Genomic DNA, 17,832 nt, shown 5'->3' on the forward strand with positions numbered 1-17,832 from the left:
GCAGTAACAACCCACTATTTTATTAATAACGAACGAATGCTATCTCAATGAGGATATTTTTATGACCATTAATAGACGCCAAGCACTGACCAAAATTATTGGTATTAGCACCGCCGCAGCCGGAGCGACCCTAATGGGCACTTCCGCTTTTGCCGCTACAGATGACCAAGGTAATTTTCATTTAGCCTTAGGGGATAAACTCAAGTATGTGCCACTCGATGCTATGGCAACCGCTAAGCTTGCTTATGAAACTCCCGGTGGCTGTATGCATCAGGTGTTCCACGCCATGGTAGCTATGCTCGCGCAATCATCTAGTGCTGATGCGGCCAAATTTGCCACTATCCCAACAGCATTAGCGGCCTATGGCGGAGCGGGGATAAGCGGTCAAGGCACAGTCTGTGGTAACAACAATGCTACGGGGATGCTAGTTAACATCCTTGATGATATTAACGGCCAAAATTCCGCAGTGATCGGCGCCTCTTTTCGCTACTATGAAACCCAAGAGCTTCCATATTCTAGCGATGAGTTCGTTGCAGGTATCGGCTCAACAGCAGAAAAAACCGCGCTAGTAGGTAAATCATCAATAGCCAACAGTATTCTGTGTCACTCTTCTATCAGTAACTGGTCTAAAGCTTCTGGCTTTACCTTTAGCCAAAAAAGCGAGCGTTGCAAGCGCCTATCTGCCTCTGTCGCTTATCACTTAGTTGAGCTACTCAACCGCGCTTATGCGGGAGAAGACTTGTCTGCACTGCCAGAGTCTAAGCCATCGAGCGAGGCTCAAGCCTGTCAAAGCTGTCATGGCGTAACCGACACTATGGGCAGTGCTGCCAGTGTTAAAACCGATATGGAGTGCACCACTTGCCATACCGGTCACTTTAATTAAGGGAGGCTGATATGAATGATAAATTAGTAACTGGCCTACTGGCGACACTGTTACTGTGCGGCGGTTGCGGCAGTGATAATGCTGATACCATCGAGCCACCAGTTGAGGTGCTGCCTCCAGTAGCGGACGGTATCGATATAAATGAAGCCGCAGCGATTAACCTCACATTGGCGCAGTTCGATGGCGTTAGCGGGGCATTAAGCTTCACCTTGGCAGATGATGGCGAGCAAGCGATCACCAACGTCAAAGACTATCGCATTACCTATTTTGGCTTTCCTGACGATGAAACACCGTCACGTAACGCTAAAGCATGGAAACGCTGGCATGTCACCCAAGCCTTTGCCTGTAATAGTGCTGCGGCGCAATGTGATGGTGTATTAGTCGAGTCAGACAAGGGCCAGTACAGCTTCGAAGCCATCGGGCTCAATTGGGATGAAAATAGTGCACCCGGTGCGGTACAACGCTATCAAGTAGCCATTGAAATTAACGGCGCGCTTGCCAGTAACGAGCTAATCTTACACTCAGCCATACCCGCCTCATAATATCTTCACCTTACGGGCATAGACCACACGGACTATGCCCGTTTATCTGCCATATTGGTCAGCATCCCCTCCCCATACATCAGCGACTTTATGCTAATACTAAAATCTAAGCGTTAAGTTAAATTTTGTGCGACACGCTCAGCAGGGTATGGCGGCGCTAACATGGGCTATCGATTCTTAGGGATAGTTCGCCTTAACAAGGCGTTGATGGTTTAGCAGCGATAAAGTGAGACGGCTATAGTGGCGTAGCATCACGACTAAAAGAGCGAACATCATTAAGCGAACCGAGCCGCAGCGGGCCATTTTTCACTTAGACACTCACCTAGACACTCATCTAGACAATCATCGGGTCGGCCAGGGGGGAAACACACTCGAAGCGGGCTCAAATAATGAGTAAATCAGTAATAGCAACAACACAATCTGGGCGATCAAAATCGAATACTGTTTCAGCGACATACTCTTACCCGGACGCAAGGCCCAAAAACGCGCCGCACGCGTCGATTTGCTGTGCAGAATATACCCTTGCCCATCAACGGCTTCAATAAACAGCGCCGACTTACCTAAAAAGAAGCGCACACGTTTAATTGCCGCCTCAAGGCTGGCGAGCGAGCGAGCCTGCTCTGGCAGGCACGCTAACAGCTGCTCGTTTGATAGCACTTTATCTCGATGCTGCACCAATAAGTTAAGCACAGCGAACTCAGCTGGCGGCATACTCCAACTGGTATCATTATCTTGATTTGACAGCTGTGCTTGAGCAATATCAAACCAGCAGTGACCGATTTGCATAAGCGTTCTCACATCAAAAACTATGAGTAATTGTACTCACAACCCTGGCTGACTGCTGTGATAATGCGGCTATCAGCGAAAGCAATGTTGATTTCCGTGATAACGGACACAAAACGGCTTTTGTTGATGGAGAAAATGACTCAACACCCGGCGCAAAAATGAAAAAAAGCGCCCTATGGGCGCTTTTATGTCCGAAAGTTCAATGCATTACCATGGCAAGCAAAGCAGCAAGTTTAATCGCGTGCATCAAACGCTGTCTATGGCGTGAGTACTGGTTTAGAAAGAATACAGCAAGGTCATATTGGTTTCGGTGTCGGTACTCTTTTTATCATCCAAGGGTTCGCTGTTATAACGTACGACCACGGCAAATTTCATCGCCAGAGCGCCAGCAATATTGGCAGTAATAGAGGTTTCAGAGCGGCCTTCTAAGCTCTCACCGTAATCGGCGGTAAACAACTGCTTAAAGGTAGCGCTGTCTGAAACTTCTGTCTCAAAATTCATCACGCCGTGAGCAACCCAGCTTTTCTCGCTGTCATAACCCGCGGCTAAGCGGCTCTCCTCATCTAGGCGCTTGTACTGGTAACCAGGACCCACTTCGATAGCAAACAAGGTCTTAGGGGTGTCGATAAACTTATGACCATAACCGACAGAAACGGTTGATTTAGAATCGAAACCAGTAAAAGGGTCAATCTCGTGATTGGCATTGGCAAACATATAATTGACGTCATCAAACTTATAGTTGCCCTGCACTAAACCGTAGTAACGCTTACCCGTCTCTTCACCGGTATCTTCTTTATACAGCGCCTCAAGTAGGTATTGGTTCTCCCAATTGCCCAGCTCATGCTTCATGTCTAAACGCCCTTTTAGAGACGTGGTTTCGGTATTACCTGTGGTCACCGTGGCTCCTAGCTCGGCATCGGCCGCAAAGGTTTTATCACCCTTAACAAAATCAGCGCCGGCATGGGCGGCAAAGGGTGTTGCTAGCAAAATTGCAGTCGTTGTCAGCAGTTTTTTAATTGTCACGTTACCCATTTTCACGTTACCTATGTTGTCGAAGTCCCTTAAAATTGGCGCAATCTTAACATTCACCATACAAAAATGAAAATGCAGCTTGCATCAGCTCATTTATCGACTAGCAGATGGCTAGCACTGCTTGCCTTGTGGTGGGGACGTTATTTGTAGGCATAAAAAAACCACCTTGCGGTGGTTTTTTACAGGCAAACTTAACTTAGTTTACTTTTGGATCTAACTCGCCAGATTGATACGCCTTGTACATCGCTTGTAGTGATTTAGGCTTAATCTTAGAACCCATACCCGCACAGCCAAAGGCTTCATAGCGCGTAGTACAGATATCGGCCATAGCTTCCATCGACGCTTTAAGGAATTTCCGCGGGTCAAATTCGCTTGGATTTTCAGCCAAGAACTTACGTACCGCGCCTGTCGATGCCAAACGTAAATCGGTATCGATATTCACTTTACGTACGCCGTGCTTGATACCTTCAACGATCTCCTCAAGTGGTACACCGTAAGTTTCCGGAATAGCACCGCCATACTGGTTGATGATCTCAAGCCACTCTTGTGGCACTGAAGATGAACCGTGCATCACTAAGTGAGTGTTAGGAATACGCGCGTGGATCTCTTTGATGCGATCAATGCGTAGCACATCACCGGTAGGCTTACGGCTAAACTTGTAAGCACCATGGCTGGTACCAATGGCGATCGCTAACGCATCGACGTGGGTGTCACGTACAAAGCGCGCCGCTTCTTCTGGTGTGGTTAGCAGTTGGTCATGGCTAAGTACGCCTTCGGCGCCCACACCATCTTCTTCACCGGCCATGCCCGTTTCTAGGCTACCTAGACAACCAATTTCACCTTCAACCGACACACCACAGGCGTGAGCAAAGGCAACGGTTTTACGGGTCACATCGACGTTATACTCATATGATGCTGGCGTCTTACCGTCGGCCATCAATGAGCCATCCATCATTACAGATGACATGCCAAGCTGAATAGAGCGCTGACAGATATCAGGATCAGTACCATGATCTTGGTGAATACACACAGGGATATCTGGGTACTGCTCAAGCGCCGCTGCCATCAAGTACTTAAGGAACTGAGGACGGGCGTACTTACGCGCACCTGCCGATGCCTGTACGATCACTGGGCTGTCGGTTGCTTCAGCGGCCTGCATAATGGCACGCATCTGCTCAAGGTTGTTAACGTTAAACGCAGGCACACCATAGTTATGTTCAGCGGCATGGTCTAACAGTTGACGTAGGGAAATTAAGGCCATTTTTTTACTCCAATAATAGGGTGTAAGTTAACGTGTTAATTAACCATTAACTTAGTCACCGAGGTCACTATCGTTTGGACAGATTTTTATACTAACGATGGCAGCCACATCCTGCAGCTGCACATCGTCAGCGGTTTTTTTATAATATGAATTATTCTTGCATTACTTAATTTGGGGCACTTTTATTCGCCGCGGCTCTCTAACATCGCCACAGCAGGCAGCTCTTTACCTTCGAGAAACTCTAAGAAGGCGCCGCCACCGGTTGAGATATAAGATACTTTATCGGCAATACCGTACTTGTCGACCGCAGCAAGCGTGTCACCACCGCCCGCAATAGAGAAAGCAGATGACTCGGCAATCGCCTGTGCAATTCGCTTAGTGCCTTCGCCAAATTGGTCAAATTCAAATACGCCTACAGGGCCATTCCAGACAATGGTACCGGCATTTTTTAGGATCTCAGCTAGGGCTTCGGCGCTATCGGGGCCGATATCAAAGATCATGTCATCACTGGTGACCGCATCCACCGCTTTGAGTGTGGCCGTCGCTGTTGGACTAAACTCGCTAGCCACCACTACATCGGTGGGCACAGGGATATCAGCGCCGCGACTTTGTGCATTAGCAACAAGGCGCTTGGCTTCATCGATAAGGTCCGCCTCATACAGTGACTTGCCCACTTCATGACCAGCCGCTGCGATAAAGGTATTGGCAATACCGCCACCTACCACTAACTGATCAACTATGCCTGATAGGCTTTCAAGCACTGTCAGCTTGGTTGACACTTTAGAGCCACCGACAATCGCTACCAATGGGCGCGCAGGGTTGTCCATCGCCTTACCTAATGCTTCTAACTCTCCTGCTAATAGCGGACCTGCGCAGGCAATAGGCGCATAAAGACCGACACCATGGGTAGACGCTTGGGCGCGATGAGCTGTGCCAAACGCATCCATCACATAGACATCACACAAGGCGGCAAGCTTTTTAGATAGCGCTGCATCATTTTTCTTTTCGCCAAGGTTAAAGCGCACGTTTTCAAAAACGACCACTTCACCCACGTTAGCCTCAACACCGTCAAGGTAGTCGGTCGCTAGGCGCACAGGGCAATCGAGTGCTTTAGCAAGGTAATCGACCACAGGCTGCAGAGAGAACTCGCTGTTGTACTCGCCTTCTGTTGGGCGCCCTAGGTGAGACATCACCATGATCGCTGCACCTTTTGCTAATGCCAACTTGATGGTTGGCAGTGAAGCACGCAAACGCGCATCACTGGTCACCACGCCATTACTGACCGGAACATTTAAATCTTCACGGATCAGCACACGCTTCCCTTGCAGATCCAACGCTGACATATTGATAATCGCCATTTTACGTTTCCTTAAGTTCAAAAGTTAAAAGATAAAAGTTAATACAAAACCGGTTCATGCTGAGGCTAATTAGGGACGTTCCACCTAGATTAACACTCAGCGGCTAAGCCTACTGTAGGCTTATTTACTGCGCCCTTACGGCGTTAATCATCTCTAAACTGGTGTCGAGCATACGGTTGGCAAAACCCCACTCGTTATCACACCACAATAATAGTTTCACTAAATGGCCATCACTCACCCGAGTTTGGGTGCCATCGACAATCGATGAGCGCGGATCATGGTTAAAATCACATGACACCAATGGCGCATTAGTATAGCCCACCACTCCTTGGTAGGAGCCATTAGCCGCTTGTGCCAGCACTTGGTTAACTGTGTCGATATCGACGCGCTTGTCTATGGTCACCGATAAATCGATGGCGGTGACATTGATAGTGGGCACGCGCACCGATATGGCCTCAAATTTATCTTTCATTTGTGGCAAGATGCGCTCGATCCCCCGTGCCAGTTTAGTATCGACCGGAATGATCGACTGCCCCGCCGCGCGGGTTCGTCTTAAGTCGTCGTGATAGGCGTCGATCACCTGCTGATCGTTCATCGCCGAATGGATAGTGGTTATCGCGCCACTTTTAACCTTAAAGGCTCTATCGAGCACCTCAATAATGGGCACTAGGCAGTTGGTGGTACAAGACGCATTAGAGATGATGGAGTGATGAGCCTGTAGCGTATCGTGGTTAACCCCATAAACTATGGTGGCATCGACATCACTCGATGATGGATGGCTAATCAGCACCTGTTTGGCCCCTGCTTGCAGGTGCGCCTCACAGGCTTGCCTATCGATTAAGGCACCAGTGGCCTCATACACGATATCGATATCCAACTCAGCCCAAGGCAATTGGCTGGCATCGCGTTGATGCAATAACTGAATACGGTCATCGCCCACCGTCATAATATTATCGACCAATGACGTCGGGGTTTGAAAGCGACCATGGGTGGTATCGTATTGGGTTAAGTGAAGCATGGCTTCAGGTTTAGCCAGTTCATTAATGGCGACTATTTGAATGCGGTCACGCTTGCCCGACTCGTACAGGGCACGAAGAATTGAACGACCAATACGGCCATATCCATTGATAGCAACTTTGATCATTAAGCGCCTTGACTCCTCACTCTATCCCTGCTCGCATACTGTTGATGCGACAACGGCTTACCTGATATCAACACCAGATAAGCCGTCCCATCTGGCGTGAGCCACTAAGCTGCTCACGCCTCGACTCACACTAACGCTTAAAACAAGTCGTTAACGGTCGCCACTACGTTATCAACGGTGAAGCCGAAGTATTTCATGAGTTCGCCGCCTGGCGCTGACTCACCGAAGGTGGTCATGCCCACGACTGCGCCGTCGAAACCAACATACTTATGCCAGAAATCAACGTGAGCCGCTTCGATAGCAACACGCTTAGTTACAGCGCGTGGCAATACCGACTCTTTGTAGGCCGCATCTTGTGCATCAAACGCATTGGTCGATGGCATAGAAACCACACGAACCTGCTTACCTTGCTCAGTTAATGCAGCGGCAGAGTCCAGTGCCAATTGCACTTCGCTACCTGTAGCAATCAAAATGACATCAGGTGTACCAGCACAATCACGCAGTACATAACCACCTTTCACCACGTTAGCCAACTGCTCATCGGTACGGGCTTGAGCGGGTAGGTTTTGACGGCTAAAGATAAGCGATGTTGGTGCATCACGGCGCTCGATAGCATTCTTCCATGAGACTGCCGTTTCGGCCGCATCACATGGACGCCATACCATCATGTTAGGAGTCATGCGCAGGTTAGCGAGTTGCTCAACAGGTTGGTGAGTTGGGCCATCTTCACCTTGGCCGATAGAGTCATGGGTGTAAACGAAGATGTTTTGAATACCCATCAGCGCCGACATACGTACCGCATTACGGGCGTATTCCATAAACATCATGAAGGTTGCGCCGTAGTTGATGAAACCACCATGCAGAGACACACCGTTCATGATGCCGCTCATACCAAATTCACGTACACCATAATAGATGTAGTTACCGGCTGCATCGTCTTGAATGCCTTTAGAACCAGACCAAAGCGTCAAGTTAGAACCGGCAAGGTCAGCTGAGCCACCAAGGAGTTCTGGCAACATAGCGCCAAAAGCACCAATGGCATTTTGTGACGCTTTACGGCTAGCAATGCCTTCGCCTTTCTCTTGGCATTCTTTAATGAAGGCTTGTGCTTTCGCTTCGAAATCGGCTGGCAATTCACCATCGATCACGCGGCGCTTATATTCGGCAGCCAATTCTGGGAACGCAGCTTCATACGCGGCCAGTTTTTCATTCCAAGCCGATTCGTTGCTGGCGCCCACGTCTTTAGCATCCCAACCCGCATAAACGTTTTCAGGGATATCGAATGGCGCGTGTTCCCAACCAAGGAACTCACGGGCAGCAGCGATTTCAGCATCGCCTAGTGGCGCGCCATGACAGTCGTGGCTGCCAGACTTGTTAGGAGAACCAAAGCCAATAACGGTTTTACAGCAGATCATGGTTGGCTTGTCAGTGACTGACTTAGCTTCTTCTATTGCGCTGCGAATCGCTTCGCTGTCATGGCCGTCCACATCGGCAATCACATGCCAGCCATAGGCTTCAAAACGCTTAGGTGTATCGTCGGTGAACCAGCCTTCAACATGACCGTCGATAGAGATACCGTTGTCATCCCAAAATGCAATCAGCTTGCCTAGACCTAAGGTGCCCGCCAATGAACAAGCTTCGTGTGAGATGCCTTCCATCAAACAACCATCACCTAAGAAACAGTAGGTGAAGTGGTCGACAATGTCGTGACCTGGACGGTTAAACTGCGCCGCTAGGGTTTTTTCCGCAATCGCCATACCAACCGCGTTACTGATACCCGCGCCTAGCGGCCCTGTGGTGGTTTCAACACCTGGGGTGTATCCGTATTCTGGGTGACCAGGGGTTTTAGAGTGAAGCTGGCGGAAGTTTTGCAGTTCTTCGATGGGAAGTGCGTAACCAGTAAGGTGCAGCAGAGAGTAAATCAGCATCGAGCCATGACCGTTAGATAAGATGAAACGGTCGCGGTCAACCCAGTTTGGGTTAGTCGGGTTGTGCTTAAGGAAGTCATTCCAAAGCACTTCAGCGATATCTGCCATTCCCATTGGGGCACCTGGGTGACCTGAGTTGGCTTTTTGAACGGCATCCATACTTAACACACGGATAGCGTTTGCGAGTTCTTTACGAGATGACATGCTCTCTCCTGCTTATTATTGGGGATTTTGCGGGCAATTGTGGACGCATATTTTCCCCTACTAGGCGGTGGGACGCAAATAAAATTCGCCAAATTGACCAGATTAACCCGATCTAAGCAGTAGAACCCGTAAATGTAGGCTTAAGGAGTCGTGACCATGTGTCAACTTAAGCCCATTGCTCCATGATATTAACCTAGTAATAACACCTCACCGCCACATTGAGATCAAATGGCTAACGTCGCCTCATCACTCTTAGCGTCTTATGTGGTAATTGAGTGGCAATATGACAAAAAATCATCCCCAGCGACTCGGAGATTAAATCATCACTAAAAGATAATTAGGTGATGAATTACAATTTGTTAGCTACATTTAGGCCCCCGTGTCGGTCTGGGAATGCTGCGATTTACTGCGCTTTACCCCACAATTTTTATCGAAAGGGGTGTTATCTAGCGTGATTTCCACTAAAATAGCCGTCTAGATGTAGATACTTCTACAGAATCAAATTGTTTACAGACGAGATTTTCCATTATGGCAAAGCACTTGTTTACCTCTGAGTCGGTCTCAGAAGGTCATCCAGATAAAATCGCCGATCAAATTTCTGATGCGGTACTCGACGCGATCTTAGAGCAAGATCCTAAGGCGCGCGTGGCATGTGAAACTTACGTTAAAACCGGCATGGTATTGGTAGGCGGTGAAGTGACCACCTCGGCTTGGGTTGATATCGAAGAGATCACCCGTAAGACCGTGCGTGAAATTGGCTATACCCACTCAGATATGGGCTTTGATGCCGATTCTTGTGCCGTACTTAATGCCATCGGTAAACAGTCGCCCGATATCAATCAAGGTGTTGATCGCGCCGATCCTAAAGAGCAAGGCGCTGGCGACCAAGGGTTAATGTTTGGTTACGCCAACAACGAAACCGACGTATTGATGCCAGCCCCGATCACTTACTCGCATAAGTTGGTTAAGCGTCAATCGGAAGTGCGTAAAGACAATACCCTACCTTGGTTACGTCCAGATGCGAAAAGTCAGGTCACTTTTGCCTATAACAGCGATGGCAGCATTGCTGGTATCGATGCGGTAGTCCTGTCTACTCAACACTGTGACAGCGTAAGCCAGCCAGATCTGATTGAAGGCGTGATGGAAACCATCATTAAGCCTGTGCTGCCCGCTAAGTGGTTAACCAAAGATACTAAGTACTTCATCAACCCAACAGGCCGTTTTGTGATTGGTGGTCCTGTCGGCGATTGTGGTCTAACGGGTCGTAAAATTATCGTCGATACTTACGGCGGAATGGCGCGTCACGGTGGTGGGGCTTTCTCTGGTAAGGATCCATCGAAAGTTGACCGCAGTGCAGCATACGCGGCGCGTTATGTGGCCAAGAACATCGTTGCCGCTGGCCTTGCCGATCGCTGTGAGATCCAAGTGTCTTACGCTATCGGTGTAGCTGAGCCTACCTCTATCAGTGTTGAAACTTTCGGTACCGGTAAAGTGTCTGAAGAGGTGTTGATTAAGCTGGTTCGCCAGCATTTCGACCTGCGCCCATACGGCCTAACCGAAATGTTAGATTTGGCTCGCCCAATCTATCAAGCCACTGCGGCTTACGGTCACTTTGGTCGTAACGAGTTCCCGTGGGAGCGCACCGATAAAGCCGACGCCCTTCGCGCCGACGCTAAGCTATAATCGCAGCAAGCTCATAAAAAACCGCCCATATGGCGGTTTTTTTGTGGCTGTTTTTGGTAGCAGTCTTTGTGACTGAATCTTGTCACAGCCTGCGCACATTAATCGATGATAACCGACGGCTTGTCTGGCTTAGCATAGCTCAGTCGCCCTAACCGCTCGGTCGTATGATAGCAATCGAGACCCGATACGCAGACGGTATTTAAGCTTTCAATGTCAATACTGCCATCGGGCTTAAGCGCCACGTCATCGAGCCAAATATCGGTAATTCGGCCTATCACTAACAGAGTTTGGTTTAGTTCGATAGTTTGATAACTTTCTAACTTCACTGCATATTTTAATCGACTCTCGGTCACAAAGGGCGCCACCACTTGTGGTTGATGCATTGGGGTCAGCCCCACCGCGCTAAATTCACACTGATCACTGTCGTAGCGCGCCGAAGTTTGATGTGCCTGCTGCCAAAAATCGCTATTCACCTGATTGATGGTGTAACTGCCGGTGGCAATAATATTGGCTAAGGTGTCTCGCTGCACTGTGTCTGGACGACTAATAAACCCCACCAGCGCGGGATCGGCGCCTAAATGAAATACTGAACTAATGATGGCCAAATTAGTGCGCCCCAAAGTGTCTTGGGTACCGATCAGGTTAGCACTTTTAAACCCCGACAAACTATTGATTAACTGCGCGCGATAACGGCGTTCTAATTGGCTTAATGAGTCATGACTAATATGCATTACAGAATATCTTCCTTGGCTATTTAGATTGGTGGTTTAGCTTGATGAACGACAAAAATGGGGGGCAATACAACCCTATGCAATGACAGACTCACCATGATATCGCCTTGCCATCCCAATCGATAAAATAGGCGTGCGACGATGGCGCAAGCCCAGTGCTAACCTTAAGCAGACGCTGGCTGACAAATTCGGTGGTAAAGAGTTTCTCTTTAGCGACATTGTGTTGAAATGGTTTGGATAGTTCGGTGTCGGTTGTCCCTGGGTGAAACGCCAACAAGGCAACATTTTTAGCCCGTCTGGCATACTCCACCGCCGCCGTTTGCAGCAACATATTCAGCGCGGCTTTTGAGGCGCGGTAGCTATACCAACCGCCTAAACGATTGTCACTAATACTGCCAACGCGGGCGCTCAACACTGTCACCACGCAGGGCGTTTGACCTTTCACCAACGGCAATAGATGCTTGAGCCAAAGCATGGGGATAACGCTATTAATATGAAACAGGGTTTGCATCGACTCGGCGCTTATCTCCTCTAGACGTTTCTCTGGGCTCAGACCCGCTTGATGCAACACGCCGTTAAAAATGTACACCCGAGTGACCCGCACCTGACGGCTCATCAGCGTTGCGATTACCCCTGCGATGGCGCTATCGCTATTGTCACAGCGGTAATACTCAAGACTATGATGACCGCGATGGTGACCGCTTGAAGGGTGAATCGCCTCGCCACGGTCATGATGCTTAGGGTCGACATCATGCCCAAGGCGGCGACTGATAGCGATAACCGGACATTCATGGCGCAACTCGGTTATTAGCGTCTTGGCAATACCACTGCTGGCACCAATCACTAATGCACAATCCTCAATTAATGCGCTATTCGCCACTAACCCATTGCCATGCACTTGATCCGCGCCGCTCATGATATGCCGCAGCGGCCACTGTCGCAGCGTTTTTTACCGGTCAGCAGATAAGACACCTTATGTCTGTGCTTGGCAAACTTAAGGTAGAGAAAATCGGCCACTGGCCTAACCATTGGCCAATGTAACGGTGCCACATAATGCTTTTTTCCCACCAGCGACCAGGCCAGATAAGTGACATCCAGTCCTTGCAATATTTCACCCTTATCGGTTTCCCCCTGTAATATCTGATTGGCATATTGGGCGTCGATGTGTGGATATTGCTCGGCAAAATTAACGTCGGCTAAATCGGCAAGTTCAATTAACCCCGCCTTGTCGCAGCGACTCAGTTTAGCCATTTCGGCGGCGCACAGCGGACATTGGCTATCATAAAAAATACGCAGTTTCATCTACTCCCCCACCACAATAATAATTAAATGGCACGTCAGTGCGACACCGGTTAATCGCGCCCTTAGCGCCATATAGTCATCGGCAATCACCTTCTGCTCACATTGACGCTTATCTTTTAGGTACATCACCACATAGCCGTACATTAAGATCAGCAAGGAGACATATAACTGGTTAATGATGATCGCCAGCCAAGCCAACACGCTAATCACATTACTGGTGAGCAGCTGTTTATCATCGCTGATACCGTTGGCTTGATGAGTCTGTCGCCCCCATAAGCTGCCCGCCAAAAAAGAGAGGATGACCGCACTGTAACTGACAAACAGCATAAAGGGATCTAGGGTCAGCAACGGCATCCCCATCAAGATAAAGACGGTGGCGATAATAAAAGGCAATAACCCCGCGTAGCCCAACATAGAATAGGTGGTAGACATACAGACGCCCTGCTGACAGTAAATAGAGATATTACGTGTCTGGTAGGCGCAGCGATCACCGCCGCCCCGTTATTAATAGCAACTTAAAAGGGGGGCCTTAACATCGCCGCTTCGCTAGGGGGATTTTCTGGGAAGGTAGTAGAGCGTTCATGCACTCGCTTAACAATGGTCAAAGTGGCTGTATTGCATACACATAAAAGAGACCTGTTGCAGCGTTAAGGTGGGCGCTGATACTGTTTTGGCTAAAGCCAGTTGCTCGGCACTTGGCGTTTCGGCGGCGGTAATGACTGCGCTGTAATCGTTACTCCAACCACAATCAAACCAATACTGCTGATAACACACCAAATAACGCTCTCGAGCCTGAGCGATCTCCCACTTAAAAGGCACTAGCCAACAGTCACACCGCTTACCTTGCTCGGCGAGCAGGGCGCGAATGAGCTTCACATTATCATAGGCGCTCAGTCGCAACTCGGCGTAGGGTTGCAATAAGCCTTGCACAAAAGGGGGCAGCGATACGGGTGCCATGGTCACTTCCTCGAACGATAGATCATGCAACTAGGGGCGCTATCCTAGCATATGGCTTACTTAGCATCACTTAGGTTATGTTTGGCTGGCACAGGCAAGCAAGTAATAGTCTCGACCATCAAAACCAAAAAAGTCGACCACTTGCATCGCCGCCTTATGGGTGTGGGCATTAAATGAGTGTTCATTATCTTCGGCAATAAAGGTCAACATGAAGGGATAGTGCGAGCACACCTCTTGCTTTAACTGCAAAACCATAGCGCTAAACAGCCCCTGACCTCGATGGTTGGGATGGATCCAAATGGGGCCATACTGGCAACAATTGTGCAGACTCAAGCGGGTATTGCCCACACAGTGCTCACCTAAGCGGCTTAATAAACGACGATAAATAGGCCACGATTCAAAAAACGACCATTTACCAGCAATCACATAACCGATGAGCTCCCCTTGCTGCTCGGCAACCACTATCCAATGTTGCTCGATTAATACCCTAATGTCGGCGGCCGAAAAGGCTTGCCCCGTCATGACGCCACCACGCTGGCTGGGATCCAATTCGGCTTCTATTTGCTCACGTTCTAATAAGGCAATCGCTGCAGCGTCGGCCAGTTGAGCCCGTCTTACTAACATGGTTTTCTCGTTAACTTATCGACTAAAAAGTACCCTCGGCACCCTAGGCGGAGGATTTGCTAAATACCGCTTCCACGACCACACTTAGACGACTATTACCTTAATGGTTCAGTTGCCTCATGCTGCCAGAAAATATCGATACCGGCGCCAGTATACTTGAAAATTACAACGCACAGATAAACTTAGTCCGCTGGATGCATCAGTGCGAGTTAATGAAGCGTTACTACCAAGCGGAAGTCGCCTTTGTAGTGCAGCAAACCGACCTTGGGTTCGAGGTCATAGTCAGCTCGATTAATGACACTCCAAAATACCTTGCAGGTACGGTTTACTCCGCTGATTTAGGGCTATTTAATCGCTTATCTAACAGCCAACCAGAAGGCATTAATCTTGACTTTAGTCGCCAAAACATCCCACTTCCTGACGATTTAGCCTCGGCGCGCAATATGTTATCTCGGCCCCTACATTGGCCTGACGGCACGGTATTTGGTTGCCTATGTGTCCTTAATACTCAAGGCGATGAGATCCCCAGCATCAAGTCATTTATGCTAGAGCCCTTCCAAGTATTATTACAGCAAGATTTGGCCTTGCTGTGCCAAAGCCAAAGGCTCGAATCCTTATCGATGCGTGACCGCGAAACCGGCATGCTCAATCATTATGGCTTTATAATGATGGCCCCCAGACAATTGAATTTGGGCCGCCGCTTCGGCGTCCACGCCGGAATATTACTATTCGAGTTATCGCCAACCCCCATGTTAAACGTCATCGAAGGCAAACATATACGACTGCTTGGCAACATTATTCAAGACACTATTCGTATCGCCGATATTGCCGCTCACTATAATCAGACGCAATTTGTGGTATTGGTGTTTGTCGACTCTGAGCGCGATCTCAACCACATTGTCATGCGAGTCAAAAAAAGCCTTAAACAGCAAAGTGGGTTATTACGACTCGATTCGGGCAGCGCCTTTTTTACCCCCGAGTCCTCCGCAAAGCTCGCGCCGATGATCGAGCTGGCGAAGAGCCAATTGCGCGCTGAACAAACGGTAAAAGCAAATGTTTTTAGCCTAAAATAACACCGAGCACCAAGTGCTAGCATTACTCTTGTTTTTCTTGCTTTTGCCCCCATTGAATAAACAGCACTACCGGAAATGGCGACATCAATACTAGACCTAGGCCTATCAGGCTTGACACCAGTAATATGCCGTCTATCTGCTGGGCCAGAGAGGTTAAGCCATAAATCGTCAACCCGCTCAGCAACATTAACACGCCAACCCAATGGGCGACTTTAAGTGCTAGCATCATATTTATATTCCTTATGTCACTGGAGGGTAATTTAATTTGGCTATAGTCAACTAAAATCTGTATAAATAAAAAATCATCTTAAAAACTGTTAATCACCCTTTTTTAATCTGGTTAACGTTGTCAGAATAGTCAGTTCAATTTTTATGGATTCTATCATGTCAAAGAAGCTTTTATTTATTGCCAGTGCCTTACTTGGCCTATCCGCTTGTCAAACAAGTACATCCGTCGACGCTCCCGCTATTGCTATTGCTATTGAGGGGACGTGGCATATCGAAGCGGCTCAAGGACAAAGCGTGATCGACTATAGTCCGGCCCAGTTGATCTTTGCCGCCGATGGCACCTTGAGTGGTAACAACAGCTGTAATCAGTTTTTTGGCCAATATAAACTTGAAGGTACGCAGCTAACGCTATCGCCAGCAGGTAGCACCATGAAAGCGTGTATCGAAGCCCTGATGAGCCAAGAGCAGCGCGTGATGCAAGCAATGAGCAAAATCACTACCGCCGAATCAGCAAACGGCAAACTGGTCCTTAAAGATGCCGAAGGTAAAGCACAACTGGTGCTAAGCAAGCAATAAGCGTGAGCGCCCCCTTTTGCGTCATCAAGGCCCATAAAAAAACCGCCATCTCGGCGGTTTTTTATGCAGCAGTTGTTGATGCATGAGTGCTAGCTTAAGCGACTGTGCACCTCAAGAATCACAGCCCCTAGCTGGCTTTTCCAGTGCCGCCTGCTCAACCTTATCGGCCATGATCTGACTTTGCTCGGCATCGGCATTGTAATGTTCAATATCCAGCTCATTTTCAGACTTAGCGATAACGGTTGTGGCCACTAAATCACCCGAGACATTGACAACCGTACGCGCCATATCCAACACACGGTCGATACCAGCAATGATCGCAACGCCCTCTAGTGGTAAGCCGACAGTGGTTAATACTAAGGTCAGCATCACTAGTCCCGCACCAGGTACACCTGCGGTGCCGATTGAGGCTAACGTCGCGGTTAAAATAATGGTGATGTAATCCACCCACGTTAAATCAATGCCAAAAGCCTGAGCCACAAACAGCGCTGTCACCCCTTGGTATAAGGCGGTGCCATCCATATTAATGGTGGTACCCAATGGCAGCACAAAACTGGAGATCTTCTTATTAATGCCAAGAGATTCGCTGGCGCACTTCATACTGGCAGGTAAGGTGCCCGCCGAGCTTGATGTGGTATAGGCAACGGCCAAGGCGCTGCGAATGCCTTTAAAGAACTGCAATGGATTAAGCTTAGCCACCGTGGTCAGCACTATGCTGTAAAAACCGATAATATGCAGCGCGCAGCCTAAGTAAACAGCCACAATCACCTTAATAAGCGGCATCAGCATATCGACGCCGTATTGGCCAGCAACCCACGCCATTAAGCCAAACACCCCATAGGGTGCCAGTTTCATGATCATATCGGTAAGCTTGTACATGGCCTCAGCCAATGACTCAAACACCTTAATCGCAGGCTTTCCATGGTCACCAATCAGCACCAAGGCGATACCCAGCGCCACCGCAAACACGATCACCTGTAAAATTTGGCCACTGGCTAACGCCGCAACGGGATTAGTTGGCACAATATTGATCAAGGTTTGCATCACCGATGGCACCTCTTTCGCCACCGCGACGCCCGCATCGGGCGTCATATTTAAGCCCGCTCCCGGTTGTAAAAGGTAACCTACCGCCAGCCCGACTGTGATCGCAATCGATGTGGTGCCGAGATAAAAGGCAAACGACTTAAAGCCAATTCGGCCCATCTTGGCGGTGTCTTGCATTGAGGTGACGCCGACAATTAACGAACAGAAGACTAACGGCACGATAAGCATTTTAATGGTGTTAACAAACAGAGTGCCTATGGGCTTTAACACCACAGCCTGTTCACCTAAACCGATACCGACCGAGATCCCAAGTAGCATACCGATAAGAATTTGCAGCCACAAAGGCACAGACATCCAGCCAGACCAGGCTCGGCCTAGCCAAGATGAGGTTTTTTGAGACATGTTATTAACCTTGAGTGTAGAGAGATTAAGCCTGAGACTATGCTAACGCAATACGCCGAAGCGGTTAGCCATCA

General features: G+C 48.8%; 19 protein-coding genes. 5 read left to right on the top strand and 14 right to left on the bottom strand.

Going from position 1 to position 17,832, the window contains the following annotated elements; translation table 11 throughout:
• Nucleotides 1–61 precede the first annotated feature (61 nt).
• Both AC5YBX_RS13980 and AC5YBX_RS13985 read left to right on the top strand, forming a co-directional pair.
• The gene (locus tag AC5YBX_RS13980; RefSeq protein WP_494521006.1) at nucleotides 62–883 is read left to right on the top strand and encodes a cytochrome c3 family protein; all 822 of its coding nucleotides are present in this window, start codon (nucleotides 62–64) and stop codon (nucleotides 881–883) included.
• Nucleotides 884–894: 11 nt separating this feature from the next.
• On the top strand, nucleotides 895–1,425 hold the full coding sequence (locus tag AC5YBX_RS13985) for a hypothetical protein (RefSeq protein ID WP_494523871.1): 531 nt from the start codon (nucleotides 895–897) through the stop codon (nucleotides 1,423–1,425).
• Between the two features lie 342 nt (nucleotides 1,426–1,767).
• Here AC5YBX_RS13985 and AC5YBX_RS13990 read toward each other — a convergent pair whose 3' ends face one another.
• The 6 genes from AC5YBX_RS13990 to tkt form a co-directional block, all read right to left on the bottom strand.
• Entirely contained in the window at nucleotides 1,768–2,211 is a 444-nt protein-coding gene (locus AC5YBX_RS13990; RefSeq protein WP_494521004.1) for a winged helix-turn-helix domain-containing protein, read from the bottom strand.
• Between the two features lie 276 nt (nucleotides 2,212–2,487).
• Nucleotides 2,488–3,228: a DUF481 domain-containing protein gene (locus AC5YBX_RS13995; RefSeq protein ID WP_494524829.1), complete on the bottom strand. Its 741-nt coding sequence runs from the start codon at nucleotides 3,226–3,228 to the stop codon at nucleotides 2,488–2,490.
• A 211-nt stretch (nucleotides 3,229–3,439) separates the two neighbouring features.
• Complete coding sequence (gene fba, locus AC5YBX_RS14000; protein ID WP_494521002.1) at nucleotides 3,440–4,504, bottom strand: class II fructose-bisphosphate aldolase; 1,065 nt, start codon at nucleotides 4,502–4,504, stop codon at nucleotides 3,440–3,442.
• A 182-nt stretch (nucleotides 4,505–4,686) separates the two neighbouring features.
• A complete protein-coding gene (locus AC5YBX_RS14005; RefSeq protein ID WP_494523872.1) occupies nucleotides 4,687–5,862 on the bottom strand; it encodes a phosphoglycerate kinase in 1,176 nt (391 codons plus the stop codon).
• 124 nt (nucleotides 5,863–5,986) lie between these two features.
• Nucleotides 5,987–7,006, bottom strand: coding sequence for an erythrose-4-phosphate dehydrogenase (gene epd / locus AC5YBX_RS14010; RefSeq protein WP_494521000.1), 1,020 nt, complete (start codon nucleotides 7,004–7,006; stop codon nucleotides 5,987–5,989).
• Nucleotides 7,007–7,143: 137 nt separating this feature from the next.
• Entirely contained in the window at nucleotides 7,144–9,138 is a 1,995-nt protein-coding gene (gene tkt / locus AC5YBX_RS14015; protein ID WP_494523873.1) for a transketolase, read from the bottom strand.
• Nucleotides 9,139–9,666: 528 nt separating this feature from the next.
• Here tkt and metK point away from each other — a divergent pair.
• Entirely contained in the window at nucleotides 9,667–10,821 is a 1,155-nt protein-coding gene (gene metK, locus AC5YBX_RS14020; RefSeq protein WP_475514758.1) for a methionine adenosyltransferase, read from the top strand.
• 98 nt (nucleotides 10,822–10,919) lie between these two features.
• On the opposite strand, the gene AC5YBX_RS14025 is transcribed toward metK, so the two are convergent.
• From AC5YBX_RS14025 to AC5YBX_RS14050, 6 genes are all read right to left on the bottom strand, one after another.
• A complete protein-coding gene (locus tag AC5YBX_RS14025; protein ID WP_494523874.1) occupies nucleotides 10,920–11,552 on the bottom strand; it encodes a flavin reductase family protein in 633 nt (210 codons plus the stop codon).
• A gap of 91 nt (nucleotides 11,553–11,643) precedes the next feature.
• A complete protein-coding gene (locus AC5YBX_RS14030) occupies nucleotides 11,644–12,468 on the bottom strand; it encodes an SDR family NAD(P)-dependent oxidoreductase (RefSeq protein WP_494523875.1) in 825 nt (274 codons plus the stop codon).
• On the bottom strand, nucleotides 12,465–12,854 hold the full coding sequence (locus tag AC5YBX_RS14035) for a thiol-disulfide oxidoreductase DCC family protein (protein WP_475514761.1): 390 nt from the start codon (nucleotides 12,852–12,854) through the stop codon (nucleotides 12,465–12,467). The genes AC5YBX_RS14030 and AC5YBX_RS14035 overlap by 4 nt, the downstream gene beginning before the upstream one ends.
• The gene (locus AC5YBX_RS14040; RefSeq protein WP_475514762.1) at nucleotides 12,855–13,286 is read right to left on the bottom strand and encodes a DUF3429 domain-containing protein; all 432 of its coding nucleotides are present in this window, start codon (nucleotides 13,284–13,286) and stop codon (nucleotides 12,855–12,857) included. It lies immediately after the preceding gene.
• Nucleotides 13,287–13,445: 159 nt separating this feature from the next.
• Nucleotides 13,446–13,811, bottom strand: a complete 366-nt coding sequence (locus tag AC5YBX_RS14045) for a hypothetical protein (RefSeq protein ID WP_494523876.1) — start codon at nucleotides 13,809–13,811, stop codon at nucleotides 13,446–13,448.
• Between the two features lie 75 nt (nucleotides 13,812–13,886).
• A complete protein-coding gene (locus AC5YBX_RS14050) occupies nucleotides 13,887–14,435 on the bottom strand; it encodes a GNAT family N-acetyltransferase (RefSeq protein ID WP_494523877.1) in 549 nt (182 codons plus the stop codon).
• A 119-nt stretch (nucleotides 14,436–14,554) separates the two neighbouring features.
• On the opposite strand from AC5YBX_RS14050, the gene AC5YBX_RS14055 reads away from it, so the two are divergent.
• The gene (locus tag AC5YBX_RS14055) at nucleotides 14,555–15,508 is read left to right on the top strand and encodes a GGDEF domain-containing protein (protein ID WP_494520993.1); all 954 of its coding nucleotides are present in this window, start codon (nucleotides 14,555–14,557) and stop codon (nucleotides 15,506–15,508) included.
• 22 nt (nucleotides 15,509–15,530) lie between these two features.
• On the opposite strand, the gene AC5YBX_RS14060 is transcribed toward AC5YBX_RS14055, so the two are convergent.
• The gene (locus tag AC5YBX_RS14060) at nucleotides 15,531–15,737 is read right to left on the bottom strand and encodes a hypothetical protein (RefSeq protein WP_494520992.1); all 207 of its coding nucleotides are present in this window, start codon (nucleotides 15,735–15,737) and stop codon (nucleotides 15,531–15,533) included.
• A gap of 155 nt (nucleotides 15,738–15,892) precedes the next feature.
• Here AC5YBX_RS14060 and AC5YBX_RS14065 point away from each other — a divergent pair, with 155 nt between their 5' ends.
• The gene (locus AC5YBX_RS14065) at nucleotides 15,893–16,312 is read left to right on the top strand and encodes an META domain-containing protein (protein ID WP_494523878.1); all 420 of its coding nucleotides are present in this window, start codon (nucleotides 15,893–15,895) and stop codon (nucleotides 16,310–16,312) included.
• Nucleotides 16,313–16,423: 111 nt separating this feature from the next.
• Here AC5YBX_RS14065 and AC5YBX_RS14070 read toward each other — a convergent pair whose 3' ends face one another.
• Nucleotides 16,424–17,758, bottom strand: a complete 1,335-nt coding sequence (locus tag AC5YBX_RS14070) for a dicarboxylate/amino acid:cation symporter (RefSeq protein ID WP_494523879.1) — start codon at nucleotides 17,756–17,758, stop codon at nucleotides 16,424–16,426.
• Nucleotides 17,759–17,832: the final 74 nt, after the last annotated feature.

It is taken from the genome of Shewanella sp. 492, assembly GCF_059338445.1.